Annotated in this window: 20 protein-coding genes; 6 read left to right on the top strand and 14 right to left on the bottom strand. The window is 73.3% G+C overall.

All coding sequences use genetic code 11. From position 1 onward, the window contains the following. Nucleotides 1-5: 5 nt before the first annotated feature. The 3 genes from ACIP98_RS07080 to ACIP98_RS07070 are packed head-to-tail and all read right to left on the bottom strand — an operon-like array spanning nt 6 to nt 2,895. A complete protein-coding gene (locus ACIP98_RS07080; RefSeq protein WP_401974164.1) occupies nt 6-653 on the bottom strand; it encodes a lactate utilization protein C in 648 nt (215 codons plus the stop codon). Next, the gene (locus ACIP98_RS07075; RefSeq protein WP_319658173.1) at nt 650-2,134 is read right to left on the bottom strand and encodes a LutB/LldF family L-lactate oxidation iron-sulfur protein; all 1,485 of its coding nucleotides are present in this window, start codon (nt 2,132-2,134) and stop codon (nt 650-652) included. The genes ACIP98_RS07080 and ACIP98_RS07075 overlap by 4 nt, the downstream gene beginning before the upstream one ends. Further along, a complete protein-coding gene (locus ACIP98_RS07070; protein ID WP_401974162.1) occupies nt 2,131-2,895 on the bottom strand; it encodes a (Fe-S)-binding protein in 765 nt (254 codons plus the stop codon). Before ACIP98_RS07070 ends, ACIP98_RS07075 begins: the two co-directional genes overlap by 4 nt. Before the next feature lie 192 nt (nt 2,896-3,087). On the opposite strand from ACIP98_RS07070, the gene ACIP98_RS07065 reads away from it, so the two are divergent. Further along, a complete protein-coding gene (locus ACIP98_RS07065; RefSeq protein WP_401974160.1) occupies nt 3,088-3,408 on the top strand; it encodes an L-rhamnose mutarotase in 321 nt (106 codons plus the stop codon). Nucleotides 3,409-3,594: 186 nt separating this feature from the next. Beyond that, entirely contained in the window at nt 3,595-4,617 is a 1,023-nt protein-coding gene (locus ACIP98_RS07060) for a LacI family DNA-binding transcriptional regulator (protein WP_319658350.1), read from the top strand. An 11-nt stretch (nt 4,618-4,628) separates the two neighbouring features. Here ACIP98_RS07060 and ACIP98_RS07055 read toward each other — a convergent pair whose 3' ends face one another. The 3 genes from ACIP98_RS07055 to ACIP98_RS07045 all read right to left on the bottom strand — a co-directional run bounded on the left by ACIP98_RS07055 (nt 4,629) and on the right by ACIP98_RS07045 (nt 6,650). Beyond that, nucleotides 4,629-5,744: an NAD(P)-binding domain-containing protein gene (locus tag ACIP98_RS07055; protein ID WP_401974158.1), complete on the bottom strand. Its 1,116-nt coding sequence runs from the start codon at nt 5,742-5,744 to the stop codon at nt 4,629-4,631. A gap of 11 nt (nt 5,745-5,755) precedes the next feature. Beyond that, the gene (locus tag ACIP98_RS07050) at nt 5,756-6,214 is read right to left on the bottom strand and encodes a hypothetical protein (RefSeq protein WP_401974156.1); all 459 of its coding nucleotides are present in this window, start codon (nt 6,212-6,214) and stop codon (nt 5,756-5,758) included. Nucleotides 6,215-6,395: 181 nt separating this feature from the next. After that, nucleotides 6,396-6,650 carry a hypothetical protein gene (locus tag ACIP98_RS07045; protein ID WP_401974155.1) on the bottom strand — a complete coding sequence of 85 codons (255 nt, stop codon included), beginning with the start codon at nt 6,648-6,650 and terminating at the stop codon, nt 6,396-6,398. A 225-nt stretch (nt 6,651-6,875) separates the two neighbouring features. Between ACIP98_RS07045 and ACIP98_RS07040 the strand changes: the two genes are divergently transcribed. Continuing rightward, on the top strand, nt 6,876-7,298 hold the full coding sequence (locus ACIP98_RS07040) for a YjbQ family protein (protein WP_401974153.1): 423 nt from the start codon (nt 6,876-6,878) through the stop codon (nt 7,296-7,298). Between the two features lie 811 nt (nt 7,299-8,109). On the opposite strand, the gene ACIP98_RS07035 is transcribed toward ACIP98_RS07040, so the two are convergent. The 8 genes from ACIP98_RS07035 to ACIP98_RS07000 form a co-directional block, all read right to left on the bottom strand. After that, nucleotides 8,110-9,339 (bottom strand): cytochrome P450, encoded by a 1,230-nt coding sequence (locus ACIP98_RS07035; protein ID WP_401974152.1) that lies wholly within the window; start codon nt 9,337-9,339, stop codon nt 8,110-8,112. Continuing rightward, nucleotides 9,336-10,751 carry an FAD-dependent oxidoreductase gene (locus tag ACIP98_RS07030; protein WP_319658351.1) on the bottom strand — a complete coding sequence of 472 codons (1,416 nt, stop codon included), beginning with the start codon at nt 10,749-10,751 and terminating at the stop codon, nt 9,336-9,338. The genes ACIP98_RS07035 and ACIP98_RS07030 overlap by 4 nt, the downstream gene beginning before the upstream one ends. Nucleotides 10,752-10,755: 4 nt before the next feature. Then, nucleotides 10,756-10,980: a ferredoxin gene (locus tag ACIP98_RS07025; RefSeq protein WP_319658186.1), complete on the bottom strand. Its 225-nt coding sequence runs from the start codon at nt 10,978-10,980 to the stop codon at nt 10,756-10,758. Between the two features lie 133 nt (nt 10,981-11,113). Continuing rightward, complete coding sequence (locus ACIP98_RS07020; RefSeq protein WP_319658187.1) at nt 11,114-11,785, bottom strand: HAD family phosphatase; 672 nt, start codon at nt 11,783-11,785, stop codon at nt 11,114-11,116. Between the two features lie 25 nt (nt 11,786-11,810). Then, on the bottom strand, nt 11,811-12,296 hold the full coding sequence (locus ACIP98_RS07015; RefSeq protein ID WP_401974149.1) for an Lrp/AsnC family transcriptional regulator: 486 nt from the start codon (nt 12,294-12,296) through the stop codon (nt 11,811-11,813). Between the two features lie 8 nt (nt 12,297-12,304). Continuing rightward, complete coding sequence (locus tag ACIP98_RS07010; protein WP_401974147.1) at nt 12,305-14,512, bottom strand: xanthine dehydrogenase family protein molybdopterin-binding subunit; 2,208 nt, start codon at nt 14,510-14,512, stop codon at nt 12,305-12,307. Further along, a complete protein-coding gene (locus ACIP98_RS07005; RefSeq protein WP_319658190.1) occupies nt 14,509-15,498 on the bottom strand; it encodes a xanthine dehydrogenase family protein subunit M in 990 nt (329 codons plus the stop codon). The genes ACIP98_RS07010 and ACIP98_RS07005 overlap by 4 nt, the downstream gene beginning before the upstream one ends. Further along, complete coding sequence (locus ACIP98_RS07000) at nt 15,498-16,016, bottom strand: (2Fe-2S)-binding protein (protein ID WP_319658191.1); 519 nt, start codon at nt 16,014-16,016, stop codon at nt 15,498-15,500. Before ACIP98_RS07000 ends, ACIP98_RS07005 begins: the two co-directional genes overlap by 1 nt. A 368-nt stretch (nt 16,017-16,384) precedes the next feature. Between ACIP98_RS07000 and ACIP98_RS06995 the strand changes: the two genes are divergently transcribed. From ACIP98_RS06995 to ACIP98_RS06985, 3 genes are all read left to right on the top strand, one after another. Continuing rightward, nucleotides 16,385-17,935 carry an FUSC family protein gene (locus tag ACIP98_RS06995; protein WP_319658192.1) on the top strand — a complete coding sequence of 517 codons (1,551 nt, stop codon included), beginning with the start codon at nt 16,385-16,387 and terminating at the stop codon, nt 17,933-17,935. Nucleotides 17,936-18,207: 272 nt separating this feature from the next. Then, nucleotides 18,208-19,422 carry a nitric oxide synthase oxygenase gene (locus ACIP98_RS06990; RefSeq protein ID WP_401974145.1) on the top strand — a complete coding sequence of 405 codons (1,215 nt, stop codon included), beginning with the start codon at nt 18,208-18,210 and terminating at the stop codon, nt 19,420-19,422. 78 nt (nt 19,423-19,500) lie between these two features. After that, entirely contained in the window at nt 19,501-20,538 is a 1,038-nt protein-coding gene (locus tag ACIP98_RS06985) for a lactonase family protein (RefSeq protein ID WP_401974143.1), read from the top strand. Nucleotides 20,539-20,605 lie beyond the last annotated feature (67 nt).

Genomic DNA, 20,605 nt, shown 5'->3' with positions numbered 1-20,605 from the left:
GACGGTCAGGCCGTGACGAGCACGACCTCCAGGGTGCGCGGGCCGTGCACGCCCTCCACCCGGTCCAGCTCGATGTCGCTCGTCGCCGAGGGCCCCGAGATCCAGGTCAGCGGACGCGCCGGGTCCAGCCGCTCCAGGGCCTGCGGCACCGAGTCGACGACCTGCTCCGGTACGCGCACGACCACCACGTGGTGGTCGGGCACGAGCGTGATCCTGCGCCGCCCCTGGTCCGGCCCGGCGTCCAGCACGATGGTTCCCGTCTCGGCGATCGCCACGGCGCAGCCGGTGACGACGCTGTCGACGGCGTCGAGCTCGTAGGGCGTCGACGTCGCGGTGTCCGCGACCCGTTCGACGTCCTTCGCCTCGGCGAGCCAGCCCTCGGGCAGCCCGGCCGGCACGACCACGCTGCGCGTGCCCCGGGCGGCCAGCAGCGCCGCGAGACGCAGCGGGAGCTCTTCTGCGGTCGTGCGGTGCACGATCGCGCGGTAGTCGGCGAGGTTCCCGGCGAGCAGATCCGCGCTCTGCCCGGGGTTCCGTTCGCCGTGCACGCGCAGATAGCCGTGTCCGGCGGGCCCGCCGCCCGGCGCCTCCTCGCGAGGGACGTCGGCCAGCGCGCGGCGGATGCGGCCCAGAATCTGTTCGCGGGTGCTCACTTGGTGCCCTCCGAGCCCTCGGTGCCCCGGGTGCGCCGCCACCAGTCGCGGAAGGACTCCGCCGGGACGGCCGGGATGTCACGTGTGTCCGTCCATGCGCGGCCGGGACCGGGCAGCCTGCGCGGGTGCAGACCGCGGGTGCGCGAGGCCAGCCGCTGTCCGGCGCGCAGCGCCCCGGGGTGGTCGAGGGTCCATCGCGCGGCGCGCATCGCGGCGCGCTCGGCCGCGTGCCCCTTCGCGGGCTTCAGCACGGCCCTGCTGCCGCCGCGCGTCACTTCGCCGCCCTGGACGACCCGCTCGCGCAGATGGACCAGCACCTCGGGGATGTCGATGGCGACCGGGCACACCTCGTAGCAGGCACCGCAGAGGGACGAGGCGTAGGGGAGCGAGGCGTCCAGGGCGGTGTCCGTGCCGCGCAACTGCGGGGTGAGGATGGCCCCGATCGGGCCGGGATAGGCCGAGCCGTAGGCGTGGCCGCCGGCCCGCTCGTACACCGGGCACACATTGAGGCAGGCCGAGCAGCGGATGCAGCGCAGCGCCTGGCGGCCCACCTCGTCGGCCAGGGTGTCGGTGCGCCCGTTGTCCACCAGCACCAGGTGGAAGGTGCGGGGGCCGTCCTCGTCCGTCGTACCCGTCCAAGTGCTGGTGTACGGGTTCATGCGCTCCGCCGTGGAGGAGCGGGGCAGCAGCTGGAGGAAGACCTCCAGGTCCTGCCAGGCCGGCAGCACTTTCTCGATGCCGACCACCGAGATCAGTGTCTCGGGCAGCGTCAGGCACATCCGGCCGTTGCCCTCGGACTCCACCACGACCAGCGTCCCGGTCTCGGCGATCATGAAGTTGGCGCCCGAGATGCCGACCTTGGCGCGCAGGAACTTCTCCCTGAGGTGCAGCCGCGCCGCCTCGGCAAGTTCGGCCGGGGTGTCGGTCAGGCCCTCGGGCGCGGGGCGGCCCCACTCCGCCATCGCGCCGTTGAAGATGTCGCGGATCTCGGTGCGGTTGCGGTGGATCGCCGGCACCAGGATGTGGCTGGGCCGGTCGTCGCCGAGCTGCACGATGAGTTCGGCCAGATCCGTCTCGTAGGCGGCGATCCCGGCCTCGGCGAGCGCCTCGTTGAGCCCGATTTCCTGCGTGGCCATGGACTTGACCTTGACGACCTCGGTCTCTCCGGTGGCCCTGACCAGCTCCGTCACGATCCGGTTGGCCTCGTCGGCGTCGGCGGCCCAGTGCACGACGCCCCCGGCGGCGGTGACCGTCTCCTCCAGGCGCTCCAGGTAGTGGTCGAGGTGGCGCAGGACGTCGTCCTTGATGCGCTTGCCCGCCGTGCGCAGCTGCTGCCAGTCGGACAGCTCGGCCACCGCCTTGGCGCGTTTGTCGCGGATCGTGTGCGTGGCGTGCCGCAGGTTGCCGCGCAGCGTCTCGTTGCGCACGGCTTCCTCGGCGGCCACGGGGAAGGCGGGCATGCCCAGATAGGTGCCGCTCATCGGATGCCTCCGTAGGGACGGTCCTCGGTGGAGGCGAGGATCTCGGCGAGGTGGACCGGCCGCACCTCGGAGCCGAGCCGCGCCAGGGTGCCGCCGATGTGCATCAGGCACGAGTTGTCGACGGTGCACACGGCCGAGGCGCCGGTGCCGGTGATGTTCCGTGCCTTGTCGGCGCCCATGGCGGCGGAGACGGCGGCGTTCTTCACGGCGAAGGTGCCGCCGAAGCCGCAGCACTCGTCGGCGCCCGGGAGTTCGGCGAGTTCCAGGCCCTTGACGTGGCTCAGCAGCTCAAGCGGCCGACGGCCGAGGCCGAGCATGCGCAGGCCGTGACAGGTCGGATGATAGGTGACCTTGTGCGGGAAGTAGGCCCCCACATCGGTCACCTTGAGCACATCGGTGAGGAATTCGGTGAGTTCGTACGTGCGCGGCACGACCGACTCGGCGAGGGCGGCCAGTTCGCCGCCGCGTCCCTCGGCGCGGGCCCGGTCGCCCATGCGCGGGTAGTTGTCCCGCACCATGGCCGCGCAGGAGCCGGAGGGGGTGACGATGTGGTCGTACCCTTCGAAGGTGCGTGCGTAGCGCCTCATCAGCGGCTCGGTCTCGTGCCGGTAGCCGGTGTTGAACTGCGGCTGGCCGCAGCAGGTCTGGGCGGCGGGGAAGTCCACGGTCACCCCCAGCCGCTCCAGCAGCGTGACGACCGCCTTGCCCGTCTCCGGGTACAGCGTGTCGTTCACACAGGTCACGAAGAGCGCTACGCGCATCTGGCCTCCTCCCGGTACGTGCGGCGGCCCGCAGGCCCCTCATACTGCCGCAGCCGTCGAGCGCTGTGAAGCAGAGATCGGATGTCTGCGCACGGTGGCACAGCGCATTGACGAGCCATGTCGGGGTGTCCTAACGTCCCTGGCATCTCATTGAAACCTTTCATATCAGATTCGGGAAGGCCGGGACCGAGCGTGGAGCGCGTCTGTTTTCTCTTGAGGGTCCGGGCGGACCGGCTGGCGGAGTACAAGGAGCGGCACGCCTCCGTGTGGCCCGAGATGCGCGCGGCGCTGTCCGCCTCCGGCTGGCACAACTACTCCCTCTTCCTCCGGGAGGACGGCCTGCTCGTGGGCTACCTGGAGACGGAGGACTTCGCGGCCGCGCAGGCGGCCATGGCCCGGACGGACGTCAACGCCCGCTGGCAGGCCGAGATGGGGGACTTCTTCGAGGCGCTGGACGGTGCCCGGCCCGACGAGGTGATGCGGCCCCTGACGGAGATCTTCCACCTGGTGTGAGGCGGCGGCGGGGCACCGGTCCGCAGGCCCCCGGGAACAGCGTCCGGACACGGCCGGGTCGGCGGCGCGTAACCCGCGCGACAGGTGTGCGACCACGGTGGGCGCCGATGTCGTCACCTATGCGTAGCATGAACCCGCGACCCGTGGCGGGTCGCGGAAGGCGGTAGGGCGGAACCCGTGACACGCATGGTGGGGATCAAGGATGTCGCTCGGCAGGCGGGCGTCTCGGTCGGCACGGTGTCGAACGTCATCAACCGGCCCGACATGGTCTCCGAGGACACGCGGGCACGGGTGCTGTCGGTCATCGAGCAACTCGGCTACGTCCGCAGTGAGTCCGCCCGCCAGCTGCGGGCCGGCCACAGCCGCATCATCGCCCTGCTCGTGCTGGACATGGCCAACCCCTTCTTCGTGGACGTCGCCTCGGGCGCGGAGCGCGCCGCGCGGGAGACAGGGCTCGGGGTGATGCTCTGCAACAGCGCGGAGAGCCCGGCGGAGGAATCCGAGTACCTGGGGCTGTTCGCGGAACAGCGGGTCCGCGGGGTGCTCGTGACGCCCGCGGACACCAGCGGCCGCAACATCGAGTCGTTCCGGCGGCACGGCATCCCCTTCGTGTTCGTGGACCGCGTGGTGCCGAGCGCGGAGGCGTGCTCGGTGTCCGTCGACGACATCGAGGGCGGCCGGCTGGCCGTCGACCACCTCATCGAGCGCGGCCACCAGCGCATCGTCTACGTGAGCGGCCCGATGCACCTGGCCCAGTGCCAGGACCGGCGCACGGGCGCCCTGGCGGCGCTCACCGCGGCGGGACTGCCGGCGGACGCGCTCGCGCACATCGAGGCCGACCGGCTCGACGTCGCCTCCGGGCGGGACGCGGGCGCGCGGCTGCTGGGCATGGCCAAGCGGCCCACGGCCGTCTTCTGCGCCAACGACCTGCTGGCGCTCGGCGTCCTCCAGTCGCTGTACGCGGCCGGGATCAGCGTGCCCGAGGAGATCGCGCTCGTCGGGTACGACGACATCGAGTTCGCCGCGGCGGCCGCGGTGCCCCTGACCTCCGTGCGGCAGCCCGCCTACCGGATGGGCCGGGCCGCCGCCGATCTGCTCATAGAGGAGACCGGCGACCTCGCGGAAGAGCACGAGCACCGGCGCATCGTCTTCCAGCCGGAGCTGGTCGTCCGGGGCTCCACGCTCGGCAAGGGGCGCGCGGGGCGCTGACCCGGCAGGGGTCAGCCGGCGACGGCCACCCCGGTCGCGGCGCCGGCGCGCAGAAACGTCCGGATCTCCCGGACGGCGCTGCGGCCCGCGCGATTGGCACCGATGGTGCTGGCGGAGGGGCCGTAGCCGATGAGGTGGACGCGGGGGTCGAGCGCCGCCTGGGTGAGCCCCTGGAGGCGGATGCCGCCGCCCGGCTCGCGCAGCCTCAGGGGCGCCAGGTGGTCGAGGGCCGCCCGGAAGCCGGTGGCCCACAAGATGGCGTCGGCCCGCACATGGTGTCCGTCGGCCCAGGTGACGCCGTCCGGGGTGACCCGCTCGAACATGGGGTGCCGCACGAGGATGCCGCGCTCCTCGGCGCGTTGCATGGCCTCCGTCATGGGCAGCCCGGTGACGCTGACGACGCTCTGCGGCGGCAGGCCCTTCTTGACGCGCTCCTCGACGAGCGCGACGGCCGCGCGGCCGTGCTCCTCGCCGAAGGGGCCGGTGCGGTAGACCGGCGGCCGCCGGGTCACCCAGGTCGTGGCGGCCGCGCCGCCCGGCTCGTGCAGTTCCATCAGCAGTTGCACCGCCGAGGTGCCGCCGCCGACCACGATCACGTGCTGTCCGGCGAACTCCTCGCGGCCGCGGTAGCCGGCGGTGTGCAGCTGGCGCCCGCGGAAGGTGTCCTGGCCCGGGTAGTGGGGCACGAAGGGCCGGTCCCAGGTGCCGGTGGCGTTGATCAGGGCGCGGGTGGACCAGGTGCCGGCGTCGGTCTCGACCAGCAGTCGCCCGTCGCCCGCCTCCCGCACCGCCGAGACGTCGACCGGGCGGTGGACTCGCAGGCCGAAGGTGCGCTCGTAGCGGTCGAAGTACTCCGCGACGACCTCCGATGAGGGCCGCTGGGGATCGGCGCCCTCCAGTTCCATCCCGGGCAGCGAGTGCACGCCGTGCGCCCTGCCGTAGGTGAGGGTCGGCCAGCGGAACTGCCAGGCGCCGCCCGGTCCGGGGGAGTGGTCCAGGACCACGAAGTCCTCGTCCGGGCGCATGCCGGAGCGGTGCAGGAAGTACGCCCCCGAGAGCCCGGCCTGCCCCGCTCCGATGACGACAACCTCTGCGGCGGTGGTGCCGGCGACGTCCGTGTGGTTCACGTTTCCACCAACTACGAGGGCGCCGGGAAGCTTCCCGGCGCCGTCTCGCGCCGCAGCCGCGCGATCCGCGCCGCCGCCTCCTCCAGCCGGGACAGCGGCAGGTCCCCGTCGGCCACGGCCCGTGCCGCGGCGGTGCGGATGGCGTCCTGGACGCCCGCGTCGCAGCCCGGGCCGAGCTGGAGCAGGTCGACCCCGGAGAGCCAGGCCAGTACGGCGGCGCCCGGCACGCCCCAGCCCTCGACGACCTCGGCGGTGTCCAGCTGCTCGCTGATCACGACGGCGCCGTGCCCGGTCTCGTCGCGGAGCAGCTCCGTCACGGCGGGCCCGCCGCTCAGCGCCGCCGGGACGCCGATGGTGACCGCGCCCGCGCGCTCCAGGCCGCGCCGGAGCCACTCCGGCGGTCGCCGGGTGCGTGGGACAGGCAGCAGGCAGGCGTCGACGAGGGCGGCGACGCGGCGCGGTGCGTACACGTGGGTTCCCCTTCGGCGCACGGATGGGCAACGGGACACTATCCCGGTTCGGGGAAGTGGTCCAGACCAATAGGTTACGGCCGGCCGGCGGGGAGCCGTACCCGGGCACCTCCGCCGGCGCTCCCGCCCGGGGGATTCGCGGGCGGTTCCACCGGCGGCCCGGGTACGGCGAGTTCGGACATCACGCCCTCCCCGAGCCGCCGCGGCCCTTGCGGGTGCGGGTGGCCGGGCGAGCGGGGCGAGTGCAGGATCTCGCCGATCGCCCGCACCGTCCCGGCGAAGGCGGTCGGCCCGGAGCCCGGCTCACCAGCACGGTGCCCGCGGTGAGCAGCGCCGCCCGGCTGCGGCCCTCGGCCATGCGGGTCGGCGGGATCTGCGGCGGCGCGACGAGCAGGACGAGCAGCCGGTCGAGGCCGATGAGCAGGCGGCCGCCCACGGATACGGCGAGATCTCGAGCCCGTCGTGCGGGCCGCCGTGCACAAAGGGCGCGGAAACGCGGCGAACGGCGAAGAAGGACGTCGATGCCCCGGCTTCGGCCCGACCGGCGTCGGAGGCCGCCTGCGACGGATCGTCGTGACCGCTTGGGTGAAGTGGAACGGGGCGCGGCGGCACCGCGGCCCACCGGAACGCACATCCGTGGTGCCTGCGTCACCATGGACGCATGGCCGACGCTTTTACCACCCGCCTCGTCGACGTGACCACCGGTGGCACCGAGACCGTCCACGATCTGACCGCCGCCTGCGCCCACTTCCTCCGCGACGTGGCACGCGGCCGGGACGGACTGCTCAACGTCTTCGTCCCGCACGCGACCGCCGGTGTCGCCGTCATCGAGACCGGCTCCGGCAGCGACGACGACCTGCTCGCCGTACTCCACGACCTCCTTCCGGCCGACGACCGCTGGCGGCACCGCCACGGCAGCCCGGGCCACGGCCGCGACCATGTGCTGCCCGCCCTCGTCCCGCCGCACGCGACCCTCCCGGTGATCGGCGGCTCGCTGGAACTCGGCACCTGGCAGTCCGTCGTCCTGGTGGACACCAACAGGGACAACCCCTACCGCCAGGTGCGGCTGAGCTTCCTGGGCTGAGCGGGACGTCCTGGGGGCAGGGCCCGAAGCGCCGTGCGCCCCTTGCGCATCGCCGACACCGCCCGGGCGCGGGTGCGTTGACGTGCTCCCGGCCGTCGCCGCACCGTCAGCCGGGCACGCCGAACGGGGTGATCGTGACGTGCCCCCGGCAGGGGGAGATGTCGAGTGGTGTGACGGTCAGCGGCGAGGAATCGCCGGGAACGAAGACGTGGGCGCCGCGGGGGGATGTAGAAGTCCTCGCCGGTGCAGACCGTATCGGTGGCCGACTTCCAGACGGGGCCGAACATCGTGCTCTGCCCGGGTCCGAGGTCGACCGCGGTGGGCCGGGCGGGCCCGTAGCGTGTCACCGACAGCGGGCGCGGTGACACCGGGTGACGGTTCCGCGGCAGCATGTCGATCGCCACTTCACCGGGTTTGCCCAGGACGGCCTTGCGCGTCGTGTTCTCGGAGAGCGCCAGATCACCCGCGGCACAGTCCGGTCCGGTGTGCGCTCCGCTGCCACCGCTCCGGGCTCGCACGGGCGAAGCGAGCGCGCGCGGCCGTGCGGGCACGGGAGGGGGCGCGTGTCGCGCCTGCCTGCTCGGGGACGTGCCCGCGGTGGCGGCGTACGGCCGGGGCGCCGACACGGGGTCGGTGTCGGGCGGGGTGACCGTGCAGCCGACGGCGACCACCGCGAGCAGCAAGCCGGCGACGAGGGCCGCGGTGCCGCCCCTGGGATCTCTCACCGCGATCACGACAGGGCCGCAGGCCTGCGATTCGCCCCGTCACGGGACGCGAGCGGACGATCTTCACCGAGCGTTCACCGTCCCGCTCAGGCGCGCACCCCGTCGCACTCGATCCGCAGATGGCGCGGCCCGCGCAGGACCGGGCTGGGCCGGTACGGCGGCGGGTCCTCGGCCAGGCGCGGGTTGTCCAGCCGGCGGATCATCGCACTGAGCGCGATCTGCGTCTCCAGACGGGCCAGCGGCGCGCCGAAGCAGCTGTGGATGCCGCTGCCGAAACCGAAGTGCTGGTTGTCGGCGCGGGCCGGGTCGAAGTGGTCGGGGTCGGCGAAACGGCCCGGGTCCCGGCTGCCCGCGGCGAGGACGAGGATCAGCGGCGAGCCCTTGGGCACGGTGACTCCGGCGATCTCGATGTCGGTGAGGGGGGTGCGCTGCGGCAGCATGTGCACCGGCGGCTCGAAGCGCAGCAGCTCCTCGACGGCCGAGGGCATCAACTCCGGCTCCCGGCGCAGCCGTTCCATCGCCTCCGGGTAGCGCAGCAGGGTGAGCATCCCGTTGGTGATGAGGTTGACGGTGGTCTCGTGTCCGGCGATGAACAGCAGCACCATGCTGCCGATCAGTTCCATCGGCGCCATCTGCCCGTCCGGGCCGTTGCCGTGGACCAGGCCGGACATCAGGTCCTCGGTGGGGCTCGCGCGGCGCTCCTCCAGCAACCCCGCCATGTAGACGCCCATCTCGGTGATGGCTTCCTTGCGGGCCTGTTCGTCGTCCTCGCTGAAGGTGCTGCCGCGGGTGCGCACACCGGTGGAGGACACGATGCGGTCCGCCCAGGCGCGGAACCGGTGCTCGTCCTCGCGCGGCACGCCCAGCAGACGGCAGATGACGCTCACGGGCAGCGGGTAGGCGAAGTCCTCGACGACGTCGATGCGGCTCTGCCCCTCCATGGAGTTGACCAGCCCCTCGGTGACCCGCGCGATCTCGTCGTGCAGGCGCGCGATCCGGTCCGGGGTGTGCGGCGGCCCGAACGGCCGCATGGCCTGGCGGCGCACCCGGTCGTGGTCCGGCGGGTCCATCCGGATGAAGGACGGCGGCTGCCCCTCGGCCTGGGCGGCCTGCGGGTCGCCCGGCAGACGGTGGCTCAGGTCGGAGCTGATCCGCGGGTCGTGCAGCAGGGCCTTGATCTCGCGGTACGTGCTGACCAGGTACGCGCCGTCCTCCTGGCGTGCCACGGGGGTGCTCCGCAGCTCTGCGTAGAGCGGGTACGGATCGTGACGGTTGGCGAAGTCGTTGATCCGCTGCAGCATCGTCTCGTTGGTCATGCGCGGGCCTCCAGGACGGTCGGGGGGACGCGGACCACGCGGCGCTCGTCGGGCAGGTGCCCGGTGACCGCGACCGTGGGGCCGTGCGAGAGCTGGGACGGGTCGGGCACGTCGGCGGCCTGCACCAGGACCTCCGCCGGCCGGTCGAAGGTGCCGGGGTCGGGCGGGAAGGGGGCTGCGGCCTCGATCAGCGTGCGGTAGTAGTCCAGCCAGCGGCTCTGGTTGAAGGAGACCGCGGCGGTGAGACGGCCCCGGTAGCCGTAGACGGCGACAAAGGAGCGCTGGTCCACCGACCCCTGGACGATCGCGACCTCGTCGGAGAACGACGGCACCCCGACCGACTTGATGTTCACCCCGAACTGGCTGGACCAGAAGGCGGGGACCGCCAGGTGCGGACGCCGCCGCGGGCCGCAGTTCACCATGTTGTGCGCCGCCACCTCGGCCTGGGCCACCGCGTTGCCCCAGTGCTCCAGGGCCAGCAACTGGTACTCGTACAGCGGGTGCGGGGTCCGCGCCACGTCGCCGGCCACGAACACGTCGTCGGTCACGACCCCGTTGAGGTCGAACGCCCGGCAGCCCGCGTCGCTCGCGAGCCCCTTCGGCCCGGCGCCGAGACCGGAGTCGTGCAGCCACTCGGTGTTGCGGACCGCGCCGAGCGCCACGACCGCCACGTCGCAGTCGAGGGTGGAGCCGTCCGACAGGCGCGCCGACCGCAGCCGGCCGTCCCCGTCGCCCACCAGTTCGGTGACGGTGATCCCGCAGCGCAGGTCGACGCCGTGCTCGCGCTGAAGGTCCGCGGCGACGGCGGCGATCACCCCGCCGAGCGCGCCGACCAGGGGCGCGGGCCCGCGCTCGGCCACCGTCACCTGGAGCCCGCGCTCCCGGCACACCGAGGCGATCTCCGAGCCGGTGAAGCCGGCGCCGATCACCAGCACCCGGCGCGGCCCGGCGTCCAGGCGCCCCACCAGCTGCCGGGCGTCCTCCATGGTGCGCAGGGTGAACACCCCCTCCAGGGCCGCCTGCGCGGCGTCCGGCCAGGGCCTGGCCCGGACGCCCGTCGCGATCAGCACGCGGTCGTACTCCACATGGCTGCCGTCGCGCAGCAGCACCCGCCGCGCGGCCAGGTCCAGGCCGGTGGCCGGAACGCCGAGGCGCCAGGTGGCGTCCACCTCGCGCCGGGCGGGCAGTGCGGCGTGCTCGGGGGGCATGCGGCCGAGGAGCACGGCCTTGGACATCGGCGGGCGGTCGTAGGGCCGTTCTGTCTCCTCGCCGATGATGGTCAGCGAGCCGGTGAAGCCCTCGTCGCGCAGGACCTCGGCGGCCCGGAGCCCGGCGAGCGAGGCGCCGACGATCACGATGCGCTCCGGCGGCGGGAGCCGGTCCGTGCGCTGGTCCGTCCTTCGGTCCGTCAGCTGGTCAGTCACGGGAACCCACCCCCGCGGCCACCCGGGCAGGGCCTTCGACGAGGATCGCCTGAACGGGGCACGCGGCCGCGGCGCGGGACACCCGGTCGTACTCCTCGTCCGAGGGGCCGGCGTCGTACAGCAGCGCCTCCTCGCCGTGGAGCTCGAACACGTCGGGCGCGAGGAACGCGCACTGCGCGTATCCCTGGCACCGGTTGAGGTCGACGACAATCTTCACCGTTCCGCCTCCTCCTGCTGCGGGCCGTGGCGGGCGGGAACGGCGGCGAGCGCGGTCCCCACACCACCAATAAGGCCGGCGGACCGCGCGCGCCATTCGAGCGGCGGCGCGGGCGACGTCCCCGGTTACGCGCTCACGCGGTCACCCAGGCGTGCACAACGCGCGCGTCGAAGGCGTGCTGCCCGCCCCGGACCAGTAGCCCCGCCGTCGCGAAGGCGGGGTCGTCCGCCTGCGCCGGCAGGTACGGGACCGCCACGCACCGCATGCCCGCGCGGTGCGCTGCCTCCGCGCCGGGCGGTGCGTCCTCGACGACGACGCAGTCCTCGGGGTCGACCCCGAGGCGCGCGGCCGCCTCCAGCAAGACGTCGGGCTCCGGCTTGCCGCGCGCCACCTCCTCCGCCGAGACGACGGTGGTCAGCACCGAGCCCAGCCCGGTGCCGGCCAGCACCGCCGCGATCGCCTCCCGCGAGGACCCCGAGGCGACCGCCATCGGATGCCCCTCGGCGTGCAGGAGTTCGACGAACGCGCGCATCCCGGGGAAGACATGGGTCGCCTCGCGCGCCAGCCGCAGGTAGAGCCGGTTCTTCGCGTCGAGCAACTCCTGGACGGAGGCGGTGAGCCCGTACTCGGCGCGCAGGGTCTCCAGCGTCTCGCGGGTGCCGATGCCGATGAAGCGCGCGTGCTGCTCCCAGGTGAAGTCGTCGACGCCGTGGGAGGCCAGCAGGCGGCGGCCGGCCTCGAAGTAGTTCGGCTCGCTGTCGACCAGCGTGCCGTCCAGGTCGAAGATCACCGCGGGGAGTGTCATGCCCTCCAGCATGCCAAGCCGGCGATCACGGCGTACGGGCGGCCGCCGCTCTGCCGACCTCCTCCACCAGGGGCAGCATGCGCTGCGGCACCCGTTCCCGCAGCGCCACCTCGGTGCGGGTGCGGACGACGCCGGGCAGCTGGATCAGCCGCTGGATGACGTCCTCCAGGTGCGCGGCGTCGCGCGCCACGACACGGGTCAGCAGGTCGCCGCCGCCGGTGATGGAGAAGGCCTCGATGATCTCGGGCACGGCGGCCAGCGCCTTGCCGGTGTCGTCCAGATGCCCCTGGGTGACCTCCAGGTGCACGAAGGCGAGCACCGGGTAGCCGAGCGCCTCGGGCGACACCCGGGGCCGGTAGTCCGTGATCACCCTGTCCCGCTCCATCCGGTCCAGGCGGGCCTGCAGGGTCCCGCGTGCGACCCCCAGGATGCGGGCGCACTCGCGCACGCTGGTACGCGGCCGCTCCAGCAGCAGCACCAGGATGCGGGCGTCCAGCTCGTCGGCGGGCACGGGCCGGCTCAGAGCAGGGCGTCGAGTGTGATCGGCAGGTGGTAGAGGCGCTTTCCGGTCGCGTGGTAAACGGCGTTGGCGATCGCGGCCGGGATGCCGACCAGGCCCACCTCGCCCACACCCTTGGTGCCGGTCGGCGAGCCGCGGTCCGGTTCGCCGACGAAGACCACGTCCAGCTCCGGGATGTCGGCGTTCACGGCCACCAGGTAGTCGGCGAACGTGGCGTTGGCGATCCGCCCGGTGCGCGGGTCGGTGACGGTGTCCTCGAACAGCGCCATGCCGATGCCGCCGACCGTTCCTCCGATGATCTGGCTCCTGGCCGTCTTCGCGTTGAGGATGCGGCCGCCGTCGATCGCCGACACCACCCGCGTGACCCGGACGAGGCCGAGGTCGGCGTCGACCCTGACCTCCACGAACTTCGCGCCGTAGGCGCCGGCGGAGGACATGCCGACGTCCTCGGCGACCGGCGGGGTACTGCTCCCCGTCGCCGTGAGCTGGGGCATCCCGTGCCGGGCGAGGATGTCGGCGTACGACTCCCCGCGCTCCGGCCGGCCGGCGACGAACACCCGGCCGTCGCCGCACTCCACGTCGTCCGGGTTCACCCCCCGCAGGGGCGAGTCGGCGTCCTGGCGGGCGAGTTCGGCGAACGAGCGCAGCAGCCGGCGGCACGCGTCGTGCACCGCGTTGCCGAGTGCCCCGGTCAGGCCGGAGCCGCCCGCCATCATCGAGTCCGGCATGTCGGAGTCGCCGAGGTCGAAGCGGACCTTCTCCAGGGGCAGTCCGAGTTCCTGCGCGGACAGCTGGGCCATCACGGTGTACGTTCCGGTGCCGATGTCGGTCGCCGCGCTGCGCACGAAGGCGCTGCCGTCGCGGTTGACGGTCGCCTCGGCCATGCACGGCGTCGCGAAGTACGGGAACATCGCGCTGGCCATGCCGTAGCCGATGAGCCAGTTCCCGTCACGCATGGAGCGCGGCTCAGGATTCCGGTCGGACCAGCCGAAGCGCAGTGCGCCCGCCTCGTAGCACTCCAGGATCGCCTTGCCGGACCAGGGCAGCCCGTTGCGCGGGTCGACGGCGGTGTGGTTGCGCACCCGCAGCTCCAGCGGGTCCATGCCCAGGGTGTACGACAGTTCGTCGAGGGCCGACTCCAGCGCGAAGTTGCCCTGCGCCTCGGCAGGGGCGCGCATGGACGTCGGCATGGCGACGTTGATCCGGGCCTGCCGGTCCCGGGTGGTCACATTGGGGCACGCGTAGGCGAAGGCGGTACCCGAGGCGAACGGCTCGAAGTCGCCGTCCTCCATGCCCAGGGAGCTGAGGCTGCGGTGGTCGATGGCGACCAGTTCGCCCTCGCGCGTGGCGCCGAGTTGCAGCCACTGCACGCCGTGCGGCCGGTGCCCGACGGAGGTGAACATCTGCGGGCGGGTCAGCACCAGTTTGACCGGGCGTCCCAGCATCCGGGCGGCCATGGCGGTGAGGACCACGTGCGGCCACGCGCGCAGTCCGGCGCCGAACCCCCCGCCGACGTACGGCACCAGGACCCGTACCGAGCTTTCGGGGATACCGAAGGCCATGGCGAGCGTGGTGCGCACCATGGAGGGCCACTGGCTGGTGTCGTGGACCGTGAGGGTGTTGCCCTCCCACACGGCCAGCGTGGCGAACAGCCCGAGCGGGTTGTTGGTGTTGTCCGGGGTGGTGTACGTGGCCCGCAGCGTCACCTCGGCGGACTCCAGTGCGGCGGTGGCGTCGCCGCGGGCGTGGTCCATCCCCCACGGGTCGGTCAGTTGCTCGGCACGGGGGTCCTGGAGGTCCAGCAGCGGTTCGGCGGCCTCGTAGTCGGCCCGTACCAGGCGTGCCGCGGCGGCGGCCTGTTCCGCCGTCTCGGCTACCACGAAGCCGATGTGCTGCCCCTGGTGGATGATCCGGTCGTTCCGCAGCGGTGGCGGCGGCGACGCCCCGAGCACCGTCATCGGTCCCGTCCCGACCTCGGGGGCGTTCTCGTGCGTGAGCACACCGATCACCCCGGGGGAGCCCTCGGCCTCCTCGGTGTGCATGCGGACGATCCGGCCCGCCGCGATCGTGCTCTGCACCAGGGCGCCGTAGACCTGCCCGGGCACGCTGAAGTCCATCGGGTAGGGGGCGGTGCCGGTGACCTTGCGTGGGCCGTCGACCCGGCTGATGCCCTCGCCGACCAGCGGCCTGCTCTCGACCGTGCTCATGGCGTCACTCCTGACACTGTCTGCAGCTCGCGGACGAGGGTGCGGCGGGCGAGCGGCACCTTGAACGCCGTGCCCGGGAGGGTCCAGGCGTCGCGCATCGTCGCCTCGGCCGCGTCCAGGAAGGTGGCCGTCGTGACGGGCGCGCCGGTCAGCACGTGCTCGGCCTCGTAGGCCCGCCAGGGCTTCGACCCCACTCCGCCCAGCCCGACCCGGGCCTGGCGGATCGCGCCGCCGTCCAGGACGAGCAGCACCGCGGCCGAGGTGAGGGCGAACTCGTAACTCATACGGTCGCGCACCTTGAGGTAGCCAGACAGGGCGGCCGGTGGCGGCAGCGGGATCTCGACCTCGGTGATCAACTCGGCGTGCTCCAGGACGTTCTCGCGCTCCGGGCTCTCGTCGGCGGTGAAGTAGAACTCCGTCAGCGGCACGCTGCGACGCTCCGTCGGCCCCTGGATGTGCACGACCGCGTCGAGCGCCACCAGTGCGACGGCCAGGTCGGAGGCGTGCAGCGCGACGCACCGCTCGCTCGCCCCGAGCACGGCGTGCATGCGCGCCGCGCCCTGCACCGCGGCGCAACCCGTGCCGGGCGAGCGTTTGTTGCACTCGACGACCGCGGGGTCGCGGAAGTAGCGGCACCGTGTGCGCTGCAGCAGGTTGCCGCCGATGGTGGCCATGTTCCGCAACTGCACCGACGCGCCCCGCAGCAGGGCCTCGCGCACCATCGGCAGCCGTTCGGCCACCGTGGCGTCGGCGGCCAGTTCTTCCATGGTGGCCAGCGCCCCGACGTGGAGGGCTTCGCCGCGGCGCTCGATGCCGTGCAGCGGGAGCCGGGTGATGTCGATCAGCCGTGGCGGCTCCAGGACGCCGTCCTTCATCAGGTCGAACTGCGTCGTGCCGCCGGCCAGACAGGACGCCCCCGGGTCGTCGGCCAGCATCCGCACCGCCTCCTGGGTGGCCGTGGCCCGCACGTACTCGAAGCTGCGCATCACGACCTCCCCCGGGCCGCCGCCTCGCGTATCGCGGCCACGATGTTGGGATAGGCGCCGCAGCGGCACAGGTTGCCGCTCATGAACTCGCGGATCTCCTCGTCGGAGCCGGTCCGGCCCTCGGCCGTCAGCGCCACTGCGGACATGATCTGACCAGGGGTGCAGAAGCCGCACTGGAAGCCGTCGTGCTCCATGAACGCCTGCTGCACCGGGTGCGCGCCGTCGGCCCCGGAGATGCCCTCGATGGTGGTGACGGCCCGGCCCTCGGCCTGGGCGGCCAGGGTCAGGCAGGACAGCACTCTCCTGCCGTCCACGTGCACCGTGCAGGCTCCGCAGGCGCCCTGGTCGCAGCCCTTCTTCGTGCCGACCAGGCCCAGCCGGTCCCGCAGGGCGTCCAGCAGCGTCACCCGGGTGTCCAGGCGCAGGGTGTACGACCGGCCGTTCACGTCGAGCGTCACGACCCGCTCGATGATCGCGGGACGGTCGTCCACGTCCCGCTCGCTCGCCACGTCCCTCATCGCGTCCTCCTCCGGAAGGGCCGGAAACGACTCGAGCCCCTCGCGGGGCGGATCCGGTGAGTTGGTTCGCCAGGCGCCGGGGAACGGCAGGAACCAACCGTTGTGTCTCGGTATGCCCGTATTTGGCAGCAATATACGCCGAATGGGTGTTCCGATCTGGGCCACTGGCCCGGCCCCGGACCGGCAGGGGACGGGGGCCGCTGTGCCAATGGCCCATCGCCCAGGGAGCCGTTTGAGCCATGGGCCCGGGACATGCTTCCCTGGGACGGACGATGGCGTTGCGGAGACGGTGTCCCCGCGGCGCCTTTGCCATGTACGGACGGCCGCACGGCACGGACAGGGGCAGGACGGCACCCGTGGTGAAGCGCATGTTCCACGCACCGGACCCGGGACGGGTGCGGCTGCGCGCCGCCTCCCGGGCGGTCCTCGGCGTCGGCTCGGCCGTCGCCTCGGTCGCGGCGGCGGGGCTGCCGCTGCCCGCCGTCGTCGCGGGCGGTCTCGCGGCGCTGCTGGCGCTGTTCGTCGTGGCGGACCCGGGCCCGGCCCGCCAGGCGGTGACGACCGCGCTCATGCCGGTCGCCGGCTTCCCCGTGCTCGCGCTGGCCGTCTGGCTGCACGCCGTTCCCGCCGCCCGGGACGCGGCTTTCCTGGCCGTCGTCTTCGCCGGGGTCTACGCGCGCCGCTGGGGGCCGCGTGGCCACGCGCTGGGCGTCTTCGCCTTCATGATGTTCTTTGTCGCCCAGTTCCTCCGTGCCGGCCCGGCGCTGCTGCCGGCGCTGTGCGGGGCCGTGGGGCTCGGACTGGGCAGCGCCGCCCTCGTCCGCTTCGGCGTGTGGTGCTACGAGCGGGGCGCCGCCCGCGCCCCCGGCCCGGTGCCCGTCCTGCCCCAGGGGCGCGGGCTGCGCCGTCCGACCACGCGGCAGGCCTTCCAGGCGCTGCTCGCTGCGGGGATCGCCGTAGCGGCGGGGCAGGCGCTGTCGCAGGACCGCTGGTACTGGGCCGTCGGCACCGTTTGGTGGATCTTCGTCAACACCGCCTCGCGCGGCGAGACGCTGATCCGGGGGTTCCGCCGGATGCTCGGCACCGTCGCGGGCATCTTGGGCGGCCTCGCGGTCGCGCTGCCCCTGCACGGGGCGCCCGCGCCGACCGCCGCGCTGCTCGCCGTGTGCGTCTTCGGGATCTTCTGGACCGCCCCGGTCTCGTACAGCTGGATGATGTTCTTTGTCACGGTGATGGCGGGGCTGCTCTACGGACTGCTCGGCATCCTCCGGCCCGGGCTGCTCGTGCTCCGCCTGGGGGAGACCGCCGTCGGCGCCCTGGGGGCGGCCGTGGCGGTCCTGGCGGTGCTGCCGGTGACGACGCACGCGGCCACGGACGCGTGGATCCGGCGCACGCTGCGCGCCGTGCGCGACTTCACCGGCGAGGCCGCGCGACACCTGGCCGGTGACCCGGCCGGCGACCTCGCCCGCCACGTCACCGAACTGGACGCCCTGCTCGCGCGGGTGCGGCAGTCCGTGGCACCGCTCGTGCATCCGCTGAACCCCCTGCGGTCCCGCAAGGCGCGCGCCCGGGTCGTTCTCGCGCTCCTGGACGAGTGCGCCCGTCAGGTCCGCGGCCTCGCCGCGGTTGTGGCCGATCCCCATGCCTGCCACGACGAACGCCTCACCACCGCCTGCGGGCGCGTCGAGACCGCCGTCCGGCGTCTCGTCCCACCGGCTCCCGCGGCCCCGCTCCGGCTCCCGGCCGCGCCCGGCGCCGGCGGCACCCATCCGCACGCCGAAACCGCCCTTGCGCACCTCCACGGCCTCGAAGCGGCCCTGACCGGTCTGGCCGTTCCGCTGGGCGCCGGGCCGCGCACCACCGTCCCGGTCGACCCGCCGGGCGCAGACGCATCGACACGCACTGCAGTCGCGGGATGACACAAGGCAATCACCGGTAGGCCCCCGTGTAGACGCTCCGCGCGGTTTTGCGTCGTATTCACCCCGGAAAAACACGATGGATCGTTCCGCCTCCGCAGTAGACCGGTTCCATCTCACGTCCGATACGCGGGCCGTCACGGGACACGGCCCGCGCGGGAACCGTCTTGGGGGTACGTGGCGTGCTGAGGTTTCTGCGCCGTGCAGGAGGAACGAATCAGCGGACGTCGGCGGGGGCTGGCCGCGCCCCCGCCGCCGACGTCCAGCACCTACGAATGGAGGAACCGGAACCGGTGTCCGGGTGCCCGGCCGGGCACCCCGCCCTGCAGGAGGACCGGCCGGCGGGCGGGGATGACAAGGACGGCCAGGCGGGCAAGGACACCGACATACGGGCCCTGGCGGCGGACTTCGTACGGCTGTTCCACGCGGAGTTCCCCGCCGCGGGGGACCCCGGGCGCAGGCTGGCAGCGGTCCTCGCCGAGATCGAGGCGACCGGCACGTACCGGCACACGCGCGAGGAACTGGTCTTTGGAGCGCGGGTGGCGTGGCGCAACAACACCCGGTGCATCGGCCGGCTGTACTGGAACTCCCTGCAGGTGCGCGACCGCCGGCACGTCACGACCGCCGAGGGCGTCGCCCTGGAGGCGGTGGCCCACCTGCGGGCCGCCACCAACGGGGGCCGCATCCGCCCCGTCATCACGGTCCTCGCCCCGGACACCCCGGAGCGGCAGGGCCCGCGGATCTGGAACGAGCAGCTGATCCGCTACGCGGGCCACCGCGCCCCGGACGGCACCGTCGTCGGCGATCCGGTCAACACCGGCATCACCGAGGCGGCCGTGCGCCTCGGCTGGTCGGGCGGCGCCGGGACGCCCTTCGACATACTGCCGCTCATCGTCCAGGGCGCCGGCGGCGGGCCGCCGCGCTGCTTTCGGTTGCCGGACGAGGCAGTGCTCGAAGTCCCCATTGTCCACCCGGAGTTCGACTGGCTCGCGGAGTGGGGCCTGCGCTGGCACGCCGTCCCGGCGATCTCCTGCATGTGCCTGGAGATCGGCGGGGTCTGCTATCCCGCCGCGCCCTTCAACGGCTGGTACATGGGCACCGAGATCGGTGCCCGCAACCTCGCCGACACCGACCGCTACGACCTGCTCCCGCGCGTCGCCGAGGCGCTCGGCCTGGACACCGCCGAGGACCGGACGCTGTGGCGCGACCGCGCCCTGGTCGAGCTGAACCGCGCGGTGCTGCACTCCTTCGACCTCGTGGGCGCCACCGTCACCGACCACCACACCGAGTCCCGCCGCTTCCTCGCCCACATCGACCGCGAGGAGCGCAGGGGCCGTACCGTGCCCGCCGACTGGTCGTGGATCGTGCCGCCCATGTCGGGGTCGGCCACCGGCGTGTTCCACCGCTACTACGAGACCGGGGAACGGACCCCGGCGTACGTCCACCACCCGCAGGCGCTCGCCCTGGCCCGCGGCGAAACGTTGGTGTGACGGGGGCAGCGGGAGCGGATTCCGGCCACTGCGTTACTCTCAGCCGCCGTACGTACAACCAGTGGAAGAGGTACGGCAGTGGCCGGGCACGTTTACATCGGGTCGTTCACCTCGGCGGGCGGCAAAGGGCTGACCACCGCGGCCGTCGACCCCGACTCGGGGGCGCTCACGGCGCTGCATGCCGACGCCGCGGTGGACGACCCGTCCTTCCTTGTCCTCTCGGAGGACCGCACGCGCCTCTACACGGTCGTCGAGCACCCGCGGAACGGCGCCGCCGCCGCGTTCTCGCTGAACGATCCCTCGCGCCCCGAACTGCTCGGCGCGGCCGTCCCGGTGGGCGGCGGCTCGCCGACCCACCTGTGCCTGCACCAAGGCCACCTGCTGACCGCCAACTACGGCACCGGCACGATCAGCGTGCTGCCCGTCGAGGGCGAGGGGACGCTCGGCGCGACCCGGCACGTGATGGAGCACGAGGGCGACGGCCCCGACCCGGACCGGCAGACCGGCCCGCACGCCCACATGGTGCTGCCGGACCCGGCCGGCCGCTGGGTGCTCACCGTGGACCTCGGCACCGACTCGGTGCGGGTGTGCGAACTCGACGCCGCCACGGGCGAGCTGGAGATCGAGCGGGAGATGGGCCTGCGGTCCGGCAGCGGCCCGCGCCACCTGACGTTCCACCCGCGCGGGGACCGCGCCTACATCATGAACGAGCTGGCCTCGGTCGTGACCGTCTGTCACTGGGACGCGGAGGTGGGACGGCTGAAGCCGGTCGCCGAGGTCTCCGTGCTGCCCGAGGGCGCGACCGGCCCCAACTACCCCTCCGAACTGGTCGTCTCGCCCGACGGGCGCTTCGCCTGGGCCGCCAACCGGGGTCACAACAGCATCGCCGTGCTCTCCCTCGACGCCGACGGCGACACGCTCGAACTGCTGGAGACGGTGGACTGCGGCGGCGACTGGCCCCGCCACCTGACCCTCGACCCGGCCGGCACGAGGCTGTACGCCGCCAACGAGCGCTCGGGCGACGTCAGCTGGTTCGACGTGGACCCGTCCACCGGCACGCCCAGGCTCGCCGGCTCGCTGCCCGTTCCGGCCGCCTCCTGCGTCGTCTTCGGCTGACGCACGCCAGGCGCCGGACGGACCGGCCGCACCACGAACAACGGCGTGGTGGTGCCGCCCCGGAGCC

It is taken from the genome of Streptomyces sp. NPDC088354 (assembly GCF_044753585.1).
In the GTDB taxonomy this organism is placed as follows: Bacteria; Actinomycetota; Actinomycetes; order Streptomycetales; family Streptomycetaceae; genus Actinacidiphila.
This window is presented reverse-complemented; position numbering and strand designations above follow the sequence as displayed.